Source organism: Roseateles sp. P4_D2, from assembly GCF_056401875.1.
In genome coordinates this window covers 78,005-92,266 of record NZ_JBFUIM010000016.1, presented here as the reverse complement: position 1 = coordinate 92,266, position 14,262 = coordinate 78,005, and the positions used below count along the sequence as shown (strand labels likewise).

Genomic DNA, 14,262 nt, shown 5'->3' with positions numbered 1-14,262 from the left:
CGCCAAGCCGGCGCATTGAAACGCAGGACGGGCCCAGCGACTTCGGGTCGCTGACCCATGACGACGCCATCCATGCTCAGACTCACGTCACCCCGCTGCTCGGCGCACTCATGCCGTCGGGAGGCACTTCAGCCGCGCCCGAGGCGCCTCCCGCGAAGCCGCGCCTCGTCGTCCTCACCGACATCGCGTACGGGCCTCGGTAATGGCACTGTGATCCGCTGGAGGACACGCTTGGTTGGCGCCCGCGCGAGTCGTTGCGCGCCTCAAGGCTGATGGGCGTGCGCGAAGCAGGTCTTCATTCGCATTCGCAACGACATCCCCGCACTTACCGAACCTTGGCACCCATGCTTTGCACGACCACCCAGCGGCCGTCGCGCTTTTTCAGGATGTCCGCATAGACGAGTTCCATATAGATCTCCCGACCGTCGACGAATCTCTTCTCGGCCACGTTGCCCTGAGCAATGGCGACTTCACCGAAGACCTGTACATCGATCGGCCGCAGCTCGAACCACGTAAGCCTCTTCTTGCCCGTCTTGACGTCGTTCAGGAGCATTCGCTTGGTTGATACGCCGCCGGATGATCCGACCGACACCCAGTCATCACCAAAAATTTGGTCAATCTTGTCGATGTCGAGTGCCACCATCGCATCCCCCATCTCTTTCCCTAGCTGCCTGATTTCCTCGACGGCCGCCTGCGTCGAAGGAGGAACCGGTGTGTCAGCCAAGGCAGCGACCGCGAGCGACCAGAATGAAAGAATCAAAGCCATCGATCGTTTCATATTGCCATCTCCTTTTGGTTGTGTGAGATCTCCCCGCGTGCCTCTCGAGGGCCCGGGCCCGTGCGCAGCGACTTGAGTCAGTCTAGGCAGTCCGCAGGGACGAGGCCAGACCGCTCCCTGCATGCCGGCCGCCGTTCGCTGCAGAACGCGTGGAGGCTGATTACGCCTAAGGTATCGTCGCCGGCATGCTCTCCTTGGGACGGTATGCAGCCTCGAGCCGTTGGCGCTGGATCGCCGCAGCCTGGACGGCCGGCGCGCTGTTCGACGCGTGTCAAACCGTGGCGATCATGCGCCTGGAAGGCAGAACGCATCCCTGGGCGCCGCTGTTCTTGATCGAACTGGCCCTGTGGTTGCCATGGGCGTTGGCGACGCCACTCGTCGTCCAGCTGGCCTTGCGCTACCCGATCATTCGCAGAGCCAGCGTAGGCACCGTCACGCTGCATCTGGCAACGTTCGCCATCATCAGCACGATCACTGAATGCTGGTATGCGTGGCTCCAGACGATCTTCAATCCGTGGGGCAACAAGCGCTGGCCGACGTTCGGGGAAACGTGGAGCACGTCGCTTGTCTACCAGCTATTGACGTTCACCATCGCCTACACGCTGATATTGACTGTGACCTATCTGGTGGACGCGAAGGACCGCATCACCAAGCAGGTGACAGAAGCTGCCCGACTCAATGAAGAGCTGACCAGAGCGCAGCTGGAGGCGTTGCGAAGACAACTCGAGCCGCACTTCATGTACAACACGCTCAACACGATCGCTGGCCTTGTTCGTGACCGACGCAACGACGCGGCAGTCAACATGGTCGTGGGACTGAGTGAATTCCTGCGTCGCGCATCGGAAGATTCGCACAGGGCGCAGGTGACGTTGGCGGAGGAAGTGGACTACCTGCAGCGTTACGTCGACATCCAGAAGCTTCGGTTCGGCGAGCGCCTTGTCGTGAACATGGAGCTCCCGAACGAACTGCTCGGCGCCAAGGTGCCGAACCTGCTGTTGCAGCCTCTCGTCGAGAACGCCATCAAGCACGGCATTTGCAAACGAGTGAGCGGCGGCGGCATTCGCATCGTCGGCGAGGACAGGCAGGGGATGCTGCGGCTGACCGTGTCAAACGACGGACCGTTCACGCAGGAGGATCTCGCTGCAACGGGCACCGGCGTGGGCCTCAGGAACTTGCGGGCACGCTTGCGGATTCTTCACGGCGAGCGGTCCGGCCTGACGCTCAAACCCGCCGGAGAGGATGGCGTCGAAGTCGTCGTCACGCTTCCCCTGCAGGTGTCCTGAATGGCGGCGCTGCGGATCCTGGTGGTCGACGACGAGGCGATCGCCCGGCGTAACCTTGTGATCTTGCTGAGTGCCGATCCAGATGTGGCAGCCGTCGTTGAATGCGACTCTGGTCAAGCGGCCGTTGCCGAGATGCGGCGCACAAGACCTGACGTTCTCTTTCTCGACGTCCACATGCCCGAGTGCGATGGCTTCGATGTGCTCGAACTGATGGGCTCGGACATGCCCGCGGCCGTCGTCTTCGTCACGGCGTACGACGAATACGCGCTGCGCGCGTTCGATGCAGGCGCGCTTGACTATTTGCTCAAGCCGTTCGACGACGCGCGATTTCACCGCGCGTTGCAGCGAGCCAAGTTTCGGATCACGCAAGAGCCGACGGCGGACCGCCCGCCATTGACTCAACTCGTGGTGAAGAACCGGGGCAAGACCTTGTTCTTGAACACGGCAGACGTGGACTGGATCGAGGCGGCCGACTACTACGCATACTTGCACGTGGGCAATGCGACGCACATCTTGCGCCGCAGCCTGCACGCTCTAGAACGAGAGCTGGACGCAAAGACCTTCGTTCGTATCCACCGGTCCATCATCGTCAATCGCGAGAGGGTTCGCGGTCTAGAGCTTCACAGCAGCGGAGAGCACGAGGTGGTTCTTCAATCGGGCGTTCGGCTGTCAATGAGCCGCAGGTTTCGAAAGAATTTCACCGATCGAATATGACTTCACGAAGCGCTTGCGCGCGACGCCTTCACTCCTCCAGCGCGACCACCATCACGGCCTTGGCAGGTACCTTGATGGACAGCTTGCCGTCCGCGGCACGCGCGCTGAACGCCGCCGGCTTGATGACCTGCGGATCCTGGAAGGTGTTGTGCGCGTCCATCGCGGCCGAGGTCAGCACCTTGCCTGCCGCACCGTTGACCTTCGTGCCCGCAACGTTGACGGCGACATCGACCGCCTTGGACGGATCGGTGTTGACCAGCGCCAGGTACACCTTGCCGTCCTTGGCACGCGCCGCCGAAGCGCTCACGCCCGGAATGGTCACAGCGCCCAGGGTGTAGCTGGTGTTGTCCTTGATGGCCAGCGGCAGCGACTTGGCATCCTGGAATGGCGCATACATCTGAAAGGCGTAGTAGGTCGGGGTCAGGACCATCTTCTCCTTGTCCGTCAGGATCATCGCCTGCAGGACGTTGACCATCTGGGCGATGGTGGTCATGGGGACCCGCTCCGCRTGCTSATGGAAGATGTGGAAGTTGAGYGCCGCCACGAGCGCGTCGCGCAGGGAGTTCTGCTGGAACAGCCCGCCYCTGGGGTTCACTTCGTCATACCAGGTGCCCCACTCGTCGATCATCAATCCGATCTTCTTCTCGGGGTCGTGTTTGTCCAGCACGGCCACGTGGTCCTTGATCAGCTGATCCATCTTCAAGGTATTGGCCAGGGTCGAGATCCACTCGCCTTCCTTGAAGCCGAGGTCCTTGCCCTTGACGTCCCAGTTGCCGGTCGGGACGGTGTACTGGTGGACGGTGATGCCGATCGTGCGGCCCTTCAGTTCCTTGCTCAGGAYCTGGGTCCASGCGGTGTCGAAGCCGCTGCCGCCGCTGGCGATCATCTTCGGCCGCGACTTCTCGGGCGCCCACAGGAAATGCTCGTAATTGCTGTACAGGCTCGCGTAGTACTCGGGCTTCATGTTGCCGCCACAGCCCCACAGCTCATTGCCGACACCGAAGAARGCGACCTTGAACGGCTTCTCGCGSCCGTTCTGRGCGCGCAGCCTGGCCAGCGGCGAGCCGCCTTCCGCRGTCATGTACTGGACCCAGTCGGCCATCTCCTGCACGCTGCCGGTACCGACGTTGCCGTTGACGTAGGCGTCGGCGCCCATCATCTCGATCAGGTCGAAGAACTCRTGSGTRCCGACGGCGTTGATCTCTTCGACGTGGGTCCCCCAGACGTTGCTCGGGCGCTTGTCCTGCGGGCCGATCCCGTCGCGCCAGTGGTAGGTGTCGGCGAAGCAGCCGCCCGGCCAGCGCACCAGCGGCACATGCAGCTCCTTGAGCGCGCCGACGACGTCATTGCGCCAGCCTCGGGTGTTCGGGATGTTCGACTTCGTGCCGACCCACATGCCTTCGTAGACGCCGGTGCCGAGGTGTTCGGCGAACTGGCCGTACACATACTTGCTGATGACCGGGCCGGGCTTGCCGGCGTCGATGTTGATGCTGACCTCGTTGGCGGCAAAAGCCGGGGCCGCGATCAGGCCGAGAACGGCGAGGCTGTGTTTGATTGTTTTCATATAGGGTCTCAAGACAGCTGCAAAGCCGCCATGTGTTTGATCGCAATGAATCCCGCTGATTCTTCGGCAGCGCCATGCGCGGACCGCCTTGTTCAGTTATTTCGAGAATTGCCAGTAATCGAACTTGAACAGTTCTTCGCCGGCCGCACCGCGGAATACGAAGAAGAGATCCTGGACGCCGGAGGCTCCGGAGATCTGGGCCAACTGCTGCTTCCATTCGCCGCCGGTTCCTGACACCGGCAGAGTGCCGATCAACTGGCCGTCGAGCTTGCCCAGACGAATCTCGATCTTTGCCCCGCTGGGCTCCTTCGCCTCGGCCGTGCTGGCGAGGCTGGCCATGAAGGCGCGCGCGCCGGTCACGCCGAAATCGACATTTCGCACCTGGATATAGGCGCCGTCATGGATGTCGCGCACATTCTGGCCACCGGCGCTGCTGGGCTCGATCTTGACACCGGAAGACCAGGCGATGGTCTCGGCTTCAACTCGCTTGTAGGGATCGAGGGTGGCGACCGGCGCCGGCCCTTCCTTGGTTGGCTGCACCATCGGGACCGAGCCATCGGGGTTGAACTTCAACTCGTCGACGCACACGGAACGTTTGAAGCCGTCGCCTCCCGGAAGAGCGGCGTTGTGATAGAAAAGGTAGGTCTTGCCCTTGTAATCGACCACGCCCGGGTGGTTGGTAAAAGCGCTTTGCGGAGACATGACGGCGCCGCCGTAGGTCCACGGGCCTTCGGCTGTGGGGCCGGTGGCGTAGCCGAGATGCTCAGGGATGGGACCGGCGGCAAAAAACAGGTAATTGAGATTCTTGCGCCTATAGAGCCAAGGACCCTCTTCGTAGGATGTGCCGCGCAAAGCAGGCTTCGGCTTCGTGACGCCTACTGTGTCCGGAGGGTTGCGCTCGCCCAAGGCCTTGACGGTCATCGGATGGCCAATGATGCCCTTCTCCCCGACGCTGGTGTCGTAGGAAATCATGTCCTTGTTCAGTTTCACTGACCACAGATTGGGATTGCCCCAGGCGAGATAGGCCTGACCCTTGTCGTCGATGAAAACGGTCGGATCGATGCTGTCGTACAGGCCGCCGGCGTGGCCGGCGATCAGCGGCTTTTTGATCGGGTCGATATAGGGGCCCAGGGGGTTATCGGCCACCAGCACGCCAATGCCACGGCCTTGCACCGGGCCATAGAGATACCACTTGCCATCGCGCTCAATCACTTGAGGGGCCCAGGCACCGTTGTCATAGCCGTCCCAGCCGGAGTTCTCCTTGGAGGCCCAAGGAAAATCTCGCAGGGAGGCGACCGCGCCGTGCTGAGTCCAGTTCACCATGTCCGTCGTCGTGGCGAGCACCCAATTCTTCATATTGAAGTTGTTGGCCTCCCCGACGTCTTCGTCGTGGCTAGAAAACAGGTAGAGCGTGCCCTTATGGACCATGGGGGCCGGATCGGCCGTATACATCGTTTGAATAACCGGGTTGCGCGCGAATGACGTTGCGGGCAGCAAGACCAGCACGGACGAGAGAACGACTGCGGAGAAGGCTGTTTTTTTCATGCGCGGCGGAAAATGAGAGAAGGCGGAGAAATAAAGTTGCGCCGTCCTAGCGCCCGTCTTGCGTCCCTTGCCCGACCCGGTAGTAGTCAAAGTCCACGCGGCCGCCGGCAATCTTGGTCGAGTAATAGAAGAGGCCGTAGCGGTAACCCATGAAGTGCGGGAAGGTGTAGGCCAGGCGCGAAGGACGACCGATGGGGGTCCACGATTTGCCGTCTAGGCTGTAGGAGAACCGGGCAACTTCAGGCGCGGGCTCAAATTCGCAGTCGACCCGAAGGTGAACGGTCTTGCCGGAGAGGGGAATGGAGGCGATCTCTTCGGGCTTGTCGGTTTCGGCGCTCACCATGACGAGAGATCGGGCGCCGTCGCTCATCTTGACGCCCACGAAACCGTATTGCCTTTGAAACGCGGCCAGGCCGGCCCAGTCGCCGTCTTTCATGCCGCTCACGTCGATGCTGGTGGTGGCGGAACTGCGCGGCCCGAAGGTGCGCTGAGTGAGGGTGTTCCGGGCCTCGAGCAGAGTTGCGACGTTCCGGCTGGTGGTCAAGCTCAGGTGGCCCGGGCGCTTCGTGAGCGACCAGTCACGAGGCTCGGGGTTGTGATTCCATTGCCAGGCCAGGGGCAAGTCGGGCTCGCCAGGCTGACGGTCGAATTCGTCGGAGGCGACGATGCCCGATGCGCCTGAGACGCCCTGCGCGCCGGCCGGGATATCGAGCGTCATGGCCACCTTGCCGTTTTCGCCGAGCACAGGCCAGCCGTCCGTCCAGGTCACAGGCACGAGGTAGGGAATGCGACCGACGGCGCCGTTGTCCTTGAAAAGATAGGCATACCACTTGCCGTCGGGCGTGTCGATGAGGCCGCCCTGGGCGATCCCCCGGTCATCGAGCGCGATGCGACTCTCGTAAGGCCCGTCGAGGGTGTCGGCGCGGCTGACGATGACGGTGCGCGCCCAGCGGCTTCCGGGCGAGGCGATATTGAGGAGGTAGTAGCGGCCGTTGATCTTGGAAAGCTGCGAGCCCTCCCCACACAGCCCGCCCTGGTCAGCGCCGAAGACGGCGTTGACGTGTTCGATGATGACCTTGTTCACGCCGCCGGGCTTGGTGCCGGTCAGATCGGATTTGAGCTCGGTGAGCATGATGCGGTTGCAGCCCCAGACCATGTAGACGCGACCGTCGTCGTCGAAGAACAGGCTGTGGTCATTCATCAAGGGCTCGAAACTCGTCTCCTTCCATGGGCCGCGTTCGGGATCGCGCGTGGTGTAGACGTGGGTGCGTCCTCCGGTGGTGGCGGCGAACGTCGAGGCATAGAACATGCCGTCGTGGTAGCGCAGGCTGCTGGCCCAGGAGCCGGCACCGTAGGCGTTCTTGCCGTTTTCAAGGCGGAAGGCTTCGTTGTCGGCAAGGTTCTGATGTGCGTAGGAGGCCATGCTCCAGTTGACGAGGTCCGTCGACTTCATGATCGGCAGGCCCGGGCTCATGTGCATCGTCGTGCTGCTCATGTAGTAGGTCTTGCCGACACGGATGATGGCGATGTCCGGGACGTCGGCCCAGATCAGCGGGTTATGTGCAGGTGCTGCCTGTGCAGCCTCTGCCGCCGGAGCGACCTGAGACCCGACGGAGAGGATGAGAGCCATCAGGAGGGGAAAAATCGGCCGACTCAGGCCGTCAGGGTGTTTGTCCATGTTTTGTCTCTGGAGTAGTTTTTGCGAGCCAGCGCATCGGTCGCACGGAGCGGCCCAGGCTGCGGCGCGCTTACGCGGGGCGGCCGTCAGGGACCGGATGAGTTCAAGATGGCCAGGAATCAGCCCAGCATCTTGAGCAGCATGCGATGGTGCTGCGGCATGCGCGCCACCGAGGCTTCGATGGCCTTGCGACGCTGGTCCAGCGCCTGCATGGCCCGCTCCGGCGAAATCTCCGCGAAGACCGGATCGTTGCGCTCCGGCCAGTGCTCCATGCCGGCGTGGATGGCGAGCCAGCTGGTGGCGTCGAAGCCCTCTTCGTCGTACTCATGCAGTACGCCGTAGCGACGCCACAGCTCCATCCGGAAGGCCAGGGTTTCGGGCAGCTCCATCGATGACACGTGCCGCCACAGCTCGCTGTCGCGGCGGCGGGTCAGGCAGTAGTGCAGGATGATGAAGTCGCGGATGCGCGCGAAGCGGCGTGCCGCGCCGTCGTTGAACAGGGCCCGGTCGTTCTCGTCCACCGGCCGGCCGGCCGTCAGCAGGGTCATGAGGCGGCTGATGCCGTCCTGAATCAGGTAGATGCTGGTGGACTCGAGCGGCTCCAGGAAGCCCGAGGACAGGCCGATGGCGACGACGTTGTGCACCCAGAAGCGCTCGCGGTGGCCGGTCGTGAAGCGCAGCAGCCGCGGCTCGCCGAGCGGCTTGCCGTCGAGCCGGGCCAGCAGTTGTTCGCGGGCACGGTCGGCGTCGATGAAGCGGCTTGAGAACACGTGGCCATGACCGGTGCGGTTCTGCAGCGGGATGCGCCACGCCCAGCCCCCTTCCAGCGCCGTGGCCTGGGTGTACGGGGCCAGTTCCTCGCCGACCCGTTCGGTGGGGCAGGCCCAGGCGCCGTCGACGGGCAGCCAGTGGCTGAAGTCGACGAAGGGCTCCTCCAGCGCCTGGCCCAACAGCAGGGAACGAAAGCCCGAGCAGTCGACGAACAGGTCGCCCTCGATGCGCCGGCCATCCTCCAGTTGCAAGGCGGCCACGCCGCCGTCGGCGCGGCGTGACACGTCGGTGATGCGTCCCAGCGTGTGGCGGGCACCGCGCTGCACGGCCAGATTGCGCAGGAAGGCGGCGTACTGGACGGCGTCGAAGTGGTAGGCGTACTTGAACTGCGCCTGCTCGCTGGGCAGCACGAAACGGCCCTTCATCGCCATCACCGTGGGCACGCACTGCACGCCCAGCGGCTCGGCCAGACCCATGCGCCGGTGCTGCGCCCACAGCGTCTGCGAGCCGAACAGGTTGCCGAAATGGCCGAAGGTGTGGAAGTAGTCCTTGCCAACGTCCAGCCAGTCGCAGAAGCGGATGCCCAGCTTGTAGGTGCCGTTGGTGGCGCGCAGGAAATCGCGCTCGTCGATGCCGATCAGCTGGTTGTAGTTGCGGATGGACGGGAAGGTGGCTTCACCGACGCCGATGATGCCGATGTCCTCGGACTCGACCACCTCGACGGTGGCGCGGCCTTTCAGCCCGGTGACCAGCGCCGCGGCCACCATCCAGCCGGCGCTGCCACCGCCCACGACGACGATGCGATCAACTTTCTGCGTCATAGAAACCCTGCGAAGTTCTTGGGCGCCTTGAACGACCTGCGCCGACGTCAATCATTGCCATCTCTGGCCATGCGCGGCGCCGATCCACACGAGTGGGCATGCCGCCCGGACAGCCCGTCCGGGCGGCATGCAGTGACGCCGCGTCAGGGACCGCGTCAGAACTCGTAACGTGCGCTCAGCGAGTAGCTGCGGCCAGGGTAGAACCACGCACGTCCCATCACGCCGATGTGCTGCTGCTGCGTCTGGCGGACGATGACGTTGTTCAGGTTCGTCACGTTGAGGGACACGCCGAGCGCGTCGGTGACCCTGTAGTTGACGCCGGCGTCCCACTGGCCGAAAGCCTCCTGCCATACCGGCAGGCCCCAGCCCACATCCCGGGCACCTGGGCGCGACGGGTCCGCGCTCGTCGCGTCGTCGCCGCGCGTGCCATTGGCATCCGCCGCCTGCAGGATGCGGCTGTGCCAGTTGTAGGCCAGCCGCGCCGACAGCGGACCGCGGTCATACATCAGCACGAAGTTGGCCGCGTTCTTGGCCATGTAGGGCAGCGGCAGATCAGTGAACGGCAGGCCGTTCGTGTCGCAGCCGAACAGGTGCAGCGTGCCATTCGTCGTCGCTCTGCCTGCATCGCAGTAGGGGTTGTAGATCTGCTTGTACAGGCTTTGCTTGGCATCGATGTAGGTGTAGTTGACCGACACGCCGATGCCCTTGGCCCACTCCGGCAGCACGCCTTCCAGGAACGCGAGCTTGTCCAGGTAGGTCATGCCCGCAACCTCCAGACCGCTGACCTTGGCTTTGCCCACGTTGTCCGGCCCGGTGATCGCGAAGAGCTGCGGAGTGCCGGTGTTGGTGTTGTAGGCACGGCTGTAGACGCTGTTCATGATGACGTCCTTGACATCCTTATGGAACACCGTGCCCGTGATGGACTGGCCGTCGCGCGGGTACCACTCCAGCGCCAGGTCGTAGCTGTTGGCCGTGATCGGCTTGAGCTTGACGTTGCCGGTGTTCTCTCCGGTGTAGGTGAGCGTCCCTTTCTGCTCGTCGTAGTTCTGGAACAGCTTGATGTACTCACCCAGTTGGTTGAAGCCAGGTCGGTTCATGCTCTGGGCCATTGCCAGGCGCGCCTGCAACCTGTCGGTGAAGTTCATCTTCAGATTGAGCGACGGCAGCACCTTGAAGAACTCGTTCTGCACGTCGATCGGTTGATTGATCTGGTCGAAGTGCGGCAGGTGCGGCGGCGTATTCGAGTCGTATTTGCGATCGAAAACTGTGTAGCCGTGCGAGACGTCGTGGGTCAGCACGGCGCGCACGCCGACATTGCCTTCGATCGGGAACTTCAAGTCGTCGAAGCCAAAGCGCAGCGTGGCATAGACGGCATCGGTCTGTTCGCTGTGCGTGCTGGTTTTGGACGGGTCGTTGTCGTAAACCAGCTCCTTGAAGTTCTGATAGTCCTTCTTCAAGTCGCATTCCACGCCTGGGTACTGCGCCTTGGCGTCCAGGCATTGCTGGTAGCGGTAGTCGTTGAGCAACTTGCCGTATGTGTTCGGATAGTCGCGCACGGCACTGACCGTCGGCATGACGATGTTCGGCAGCGAGCCCGCCTTGCCCCCGTAGAAGCTGCCGAAGTTGAACACTTCGACCGGGACGGTTTGGTACTTCGCATCTTTCAGGTACGCGAAGCTTGGGCGCCGGCCCCCCTGGCCGTTGTCTGGGGGATATTGACCGGGTACGACGTTCTGCTTGACGTCCCAGGGTTCGGCAATGGAACTCCACCCATTGCCCGTGGGTTCGTAGCGGCGCGCCACGCGGTAGGTGGCTCTCACGCCGACACGGATGTCACGCAGGATGGGGTTGTCCTCGAAACGGTATCGCGCGTCTGCCTTCCATGCGTACAAGTCGCCGTCGGCCTTGCTGGCGCTCGGCATGATCAGGTTCCAGTAATAGTGTTTCGGATCGGCCAGGAAATCCGTGGCGGCCTGGTCGAACTCGAGGCGCAACGGGCCCTTTCCTGACACGTCGATGCCCATGCTTGGCGCGAAAGTGCCCAACTGCAGGTTGCGGCCGACCGAATCGTTCTTCGCGTGAACCCACTGGACGTCGTTCTGCAGCAGCCAGTTGTCGTTGACGGCCCACTTGAAGTTCCACGCCAGTTCACCGGTCTTCGAGGTGGTCTGGTTCCAGCCGCGCGTGATCTGCAAGCCCAGGCCGCCAGCCTCGAAGTCGTTCGCCCCGGGCCCGGTCGGATAGGTGTACTTGCCCGAGAGCAGCACATTGTTGGCGTCGTACTTCGCTGTCGCGGGGTCGATCTTCGACTTGTACGCGTTCTCGATACCGGTGTAGAAGCCCTGCTCGCTGCCCGTCTCCCGTGTGCCCGACACGAAATAAGTCAGCGACGAGTCCATGCCGTCCTTCTTCCACTGCAGCGCGCCGTAGAAGCCGGCGCGTTCGTTGTCGCCGGTGTTGTTGCGGAACGAGGCCGATTTCGGCGCCCACGCCACCTTGCCCTCGATCAGGTCGGTACGGGGGTAGTAGGCGTCCAGTTGGAGGCTCTCGTTCTGGAAGCTGGTGTGGTTGTAGGACACATCCAGCAGCACGCCCACACGGCCGATGTCCGTATTCCACTGCGTGGTGTACAGCCCCGACAGGCTGGGCGAATTCTTGCCTGAGCGCTGCACGTAGTTGTTGCCCGCCGACATGTAGGCCTTGGTCACCTTGTAGTCAAAGGGCAAGGCCGTGCGCAGGTTCACCGTGCCGCTGACGCCGCCTTCGATGATTTCGCTGGAGGGGTTCTTGTAGACGTCCACGCCGGCCATCAGCTCAGGCGGGATGTCGCCCCAGCTCAGCTCGCGGCCCGGCCACCCGGCAGAGAATGACTCGCGGCCATTGAGCAGCGACGAGCCCCAGCTCAGGCCGCGCACGCTGATGCCCGAGCCTTCGACGGAGAAGTGCTCCGGGTCGCCGCGCGACTTGTTGCGGTCGATGACGACGCCGACGACGCGCTGCAGCACTTCGGTGATCGACTTGTCCGGCAGCTTGCCGGCCTCTTCGGCGACGACCGAGTCGACGATTTCCTCGGCGTTCTGCTTGATCTTCTGCGCCGACTGCAGCGCTGCGCGCTGACCGGTGACGACGACGGTTTCCAGGTTTGCCGGCTTTTCAGCCGCCGACTGCGCCAGCGCGGCGCTGCCGACGGTCAGCAGCATCATGTGGACCATGCCGCGATGGATGGCCGTGGTGCGGAATTGTTTTTTCATGGTGTCTCCGTATTCCTTCGATGAGTCGGCGGCAGCGCGCCCGTGTGGGCGGCTTCGCCTTCTCGGCATCGGATGCCGTGGCACTTGCCCGATCAACACGGGAGACCGGCCACCGGCACACGACGCCGCGCGCGAACTGGGTTATTGGAAGTAGATGAGGCCCTTGAGGGTCAAGTCGGAGGCAGTGATGCCGTCGGTCTTGTTGTCCAAGTTGATGTCCATCAGCCAGAAGCGCGTGCGCACCACGGTGGAGGACTTCAGCAGCGTCGCAGCCGAGGCACGCGAGGCCGCAAGCTTGTCCAGGGCTGCCTTGAACGCGGCTTCGTTGACGGGGGCGCCCGTGCTGTCATACGGATTCGGCAGCTTGCGCACATCGTCGTCCAGCGAAGCCTTGGTGATGTCCGGCAGGCCGCACGACTCAGTGACCGCAAAGTTGTCCAGAGGCACGGCGTAGCTGACCATCCCCGCCTTCGGGACCCACACCAAGGTGCTCAGAGCGACGTTGCAATTGTTTTTATTGCTCTTGCCCAGATCCAGGTGCACGACGATGGGCTTCGCAGCCGCGAAGAGCTCGGCATTGACGCCCAGGGTGAAGTTGAGCGTCTTCTCGTTGGTCACCTTCAGCCCGTTGAGGGTGTCGTCATCCGTCTTGAACCCGATGGTCCAAGGCGAGAAGATGTCGATGCGATTGAAGCCGTAATTCCAGTTACCCGGGGTCCACCTGCTCTCGGGAAGGTGCAGTGAAGAAACGAGAGACAACCCGTCGTCGGAGACCTTGCTGTAGCACCAGTTCTCCACACTTGTGCCATCGTCGGCATTGGCGTTACACCGCTCCCAGCCCGCGGCCAGAGTGCTGCTCCAGGGGTTGACGGACACACGACCGCCTTGCCAGGTTCTGTAGGACTCCGTCCAGCCGACGCTGCTGCCTGGCGCAAACCCACTAGACACCAACAGCGGGTCGGCGAGCACCTGAAGCTTCTCAGAAGTGCCCGCTGCGCTGGACAGGGTCACCGCGCAGCTACCCTTGGCGGTCAGACGAAGCTCATTGCCGGCCACCGTGCAAACCGTGGGCGTGGTGCTTGCGTACGTCAGGGCGTTGCCATTGGCATCGACCGTGCCCAGCACGACTGTTTGAGTCGCGCCGCCCAACGGAACCACCGCGGGCGGCAAGGCGCCGATTTCAATGAAGGCCTGCCCCTCGGGCATGGCTGTGTATGAGTCATTTTCCGCCGCCGTCACCCCAAGCGTGCAGAACCCTTGCTGCAGGACTTTCAGCGTCGTGCCGCTGACCGTGCAAACCTCGGGCGTCTTCGTCGCCGTGTAGGTTGCCGGCATGCCAGCGTCAGTTTTGTCTGGCAGCGTGATGTTGACGGGAGCCGCTCCGCGCAGAACGATGCCCACCGGCACCAGCGGGCGTTGTGCATGCTTCAACACGACGAACACTTGGCTCGTATCGTCTGCAGCAGCCCATACGGTGCCGTCCGAGCCAACGCCGCCGGGTTGGCTCGCGATGACCAGGCAGTCTCCTGCAGCCACCAGGGTCACCTGTTTGTCCGCCACCGTGCAGGTGGTGGGCGTGCCGGTACGGAAGCTGACCGGCAACCCGGAAGTGGCTGTTGCGGACAACGCGGTCGGGCCGTTCAACAAGGTGTTGCCGCCCGGATATTTGAAGCTGATGGCCTGGAAGCGCCCCTCAGACCCTCCACCACTATCTCCGCCCCCTCCGCCCCCGCAGGCGGCCAAAAAAGCGCATGCCGCTACAGCGGTCAACTTCTTGGCGTGTGGAATCGACTTTTTCGTCACGTTCTGTCTCCTTTTCTGAAATAACTGGTAGCTGCTCAACTGCAGAACTTGCAG

At 63.0% G+C, this 14,262-nt stretch carries 9 protein-coding genes; 2 read left to right on the top strand and 7 right to left on the bottom strand.

Going from position 1 to position 14,262, the window contains the following annotated elements:
- Positions 1 to 325 precede the first annotated feature (325 nt).
- Positions 326 to 778: a nuclear transport factor 2 family protein gene (locus tag AC1DW0_RS25415; protein ID WP_162247748.1), complete on the bottom strand. Its 453-nt coding sequence runs from the start codon at positions 776 to 778 to the stop codon at positions 326 to 328.
- A gap of 185 nt (positions 779 to 963) precedes the next feature.
- Between AC1DW0_RS25415 and AC1DW0_RS25410 the strand changes: the two genes are divergently transcribed.
- Together AC1DW0_RS25410 and AC1DW0_RS25405 are read left to right on the top strand one after the other, a co-directional pair.
- Positions 964 to 2,061 carry a sensor histidine kinase gene (locus AC1DW0_RS25410; RefSeq protein WP_056194474.1) on the top strand — a complete coding sequence of 366 codons (1,098 nt, stop codon included), beginning with the start codon at positions 964 to 966 and terminating at the stop codon, positions 2,059 to 2,061.
- On the top strand, positions 2,062 to 2,775 hold the full coding sequence (locus AC1DW0_RS25405) for a LytR/AlgR family response regulator transcription factor (protein WP_056194476.1): 714 nt from the start codon (positions 2,062 to 2,064) through the stop codon (positions 2,773 to 2,775).
- Positions 2,776 to 2,803: 28 nt separating this feature from the next.
- On the opposite strand, the gene AC1DW0_RS25400 is transcribed toward AC1DW0_RS25405, so the two are convergent.
- From AC1DW0_RS25400 to AC1DW0_RS25375, 6 genes are all read right to left on the bottom strand, one after another.
- Positions 2,804 to 4,339, bottom strand: coding sequence for an alpha-N-arabinofuranosidase (locus AC1DW0_RS25400; protein WP_477948767.1), 1,536 nt, complete (start codon positions 4,337 to 4,339; stop codon positions 2,804 to 2,806).
- Between the two features lie 96 nt (positions 4,340 to 4,435).
- The gene (locus AC1DW0_RS25395; protein ID WP_457325551.1) at positions 4,436 to 5,884 is read right to left on the bottom strand and encodes a glycoside hydrolase family 43 protein; all 1,449 of its coding nucleotides are present in this window, start codon (positions 5,882 to 5,884) and stop codon (positions 4,436 to 4,438) included.
- A gap of 46 nt (positions 5,885 to 5,930) precedes the next feature.
- Complete coding sequence (locus AC1DW0_RS25390) at positions 5,931 to 7,562, bottom strand: glycoside hydrolase family 43 protein (protein WP_457356165.1); 1,632 nt, start codon at positions 7,560 to 7,562, stop codon at positions 5,931 to 5,933.
- A gap of 119 nt (positions 7,563 to 7,681) precedes the next feature.
- Positions 7,682 to 9,154 (bottom strand): tryptophan halogenase family protein, encoded by a 1,473-nt coding sequence (locus AC1DW0_RS25385; RefSeq protein ID WP_477948764.1) that lies wholly within the window; start codon positions 9,152 to 9,154, stop codon positions 7,682 to 7,684.
- 155 nt (positions 9,155 to 9,309) lie between these two features.
- Complete coding sequence (locus tag AC1DW0_RS25380) at positions 9,310 to 12,405, bottom strand: TonB-dependent receptor (protein ID WP_056205316.1); 3,096 nt, start codon at positions 12,403 to 12,405, stop codon at positions 9,310 to 9,312.
- A gap of 141 nt (positions 12,406 to 12,546) precedes the next feature.
- Entirely contained in the window at positions 12,547 to 14,247 is a 1,701-nt protein-coding gene (locus AC1DW0_RS25375) for a hypothetical protein (protein WP_457394282.1), read from the bottom strand.
- Positions 14,248 to 14,262 lie beyond the last annotated feature (15 nt).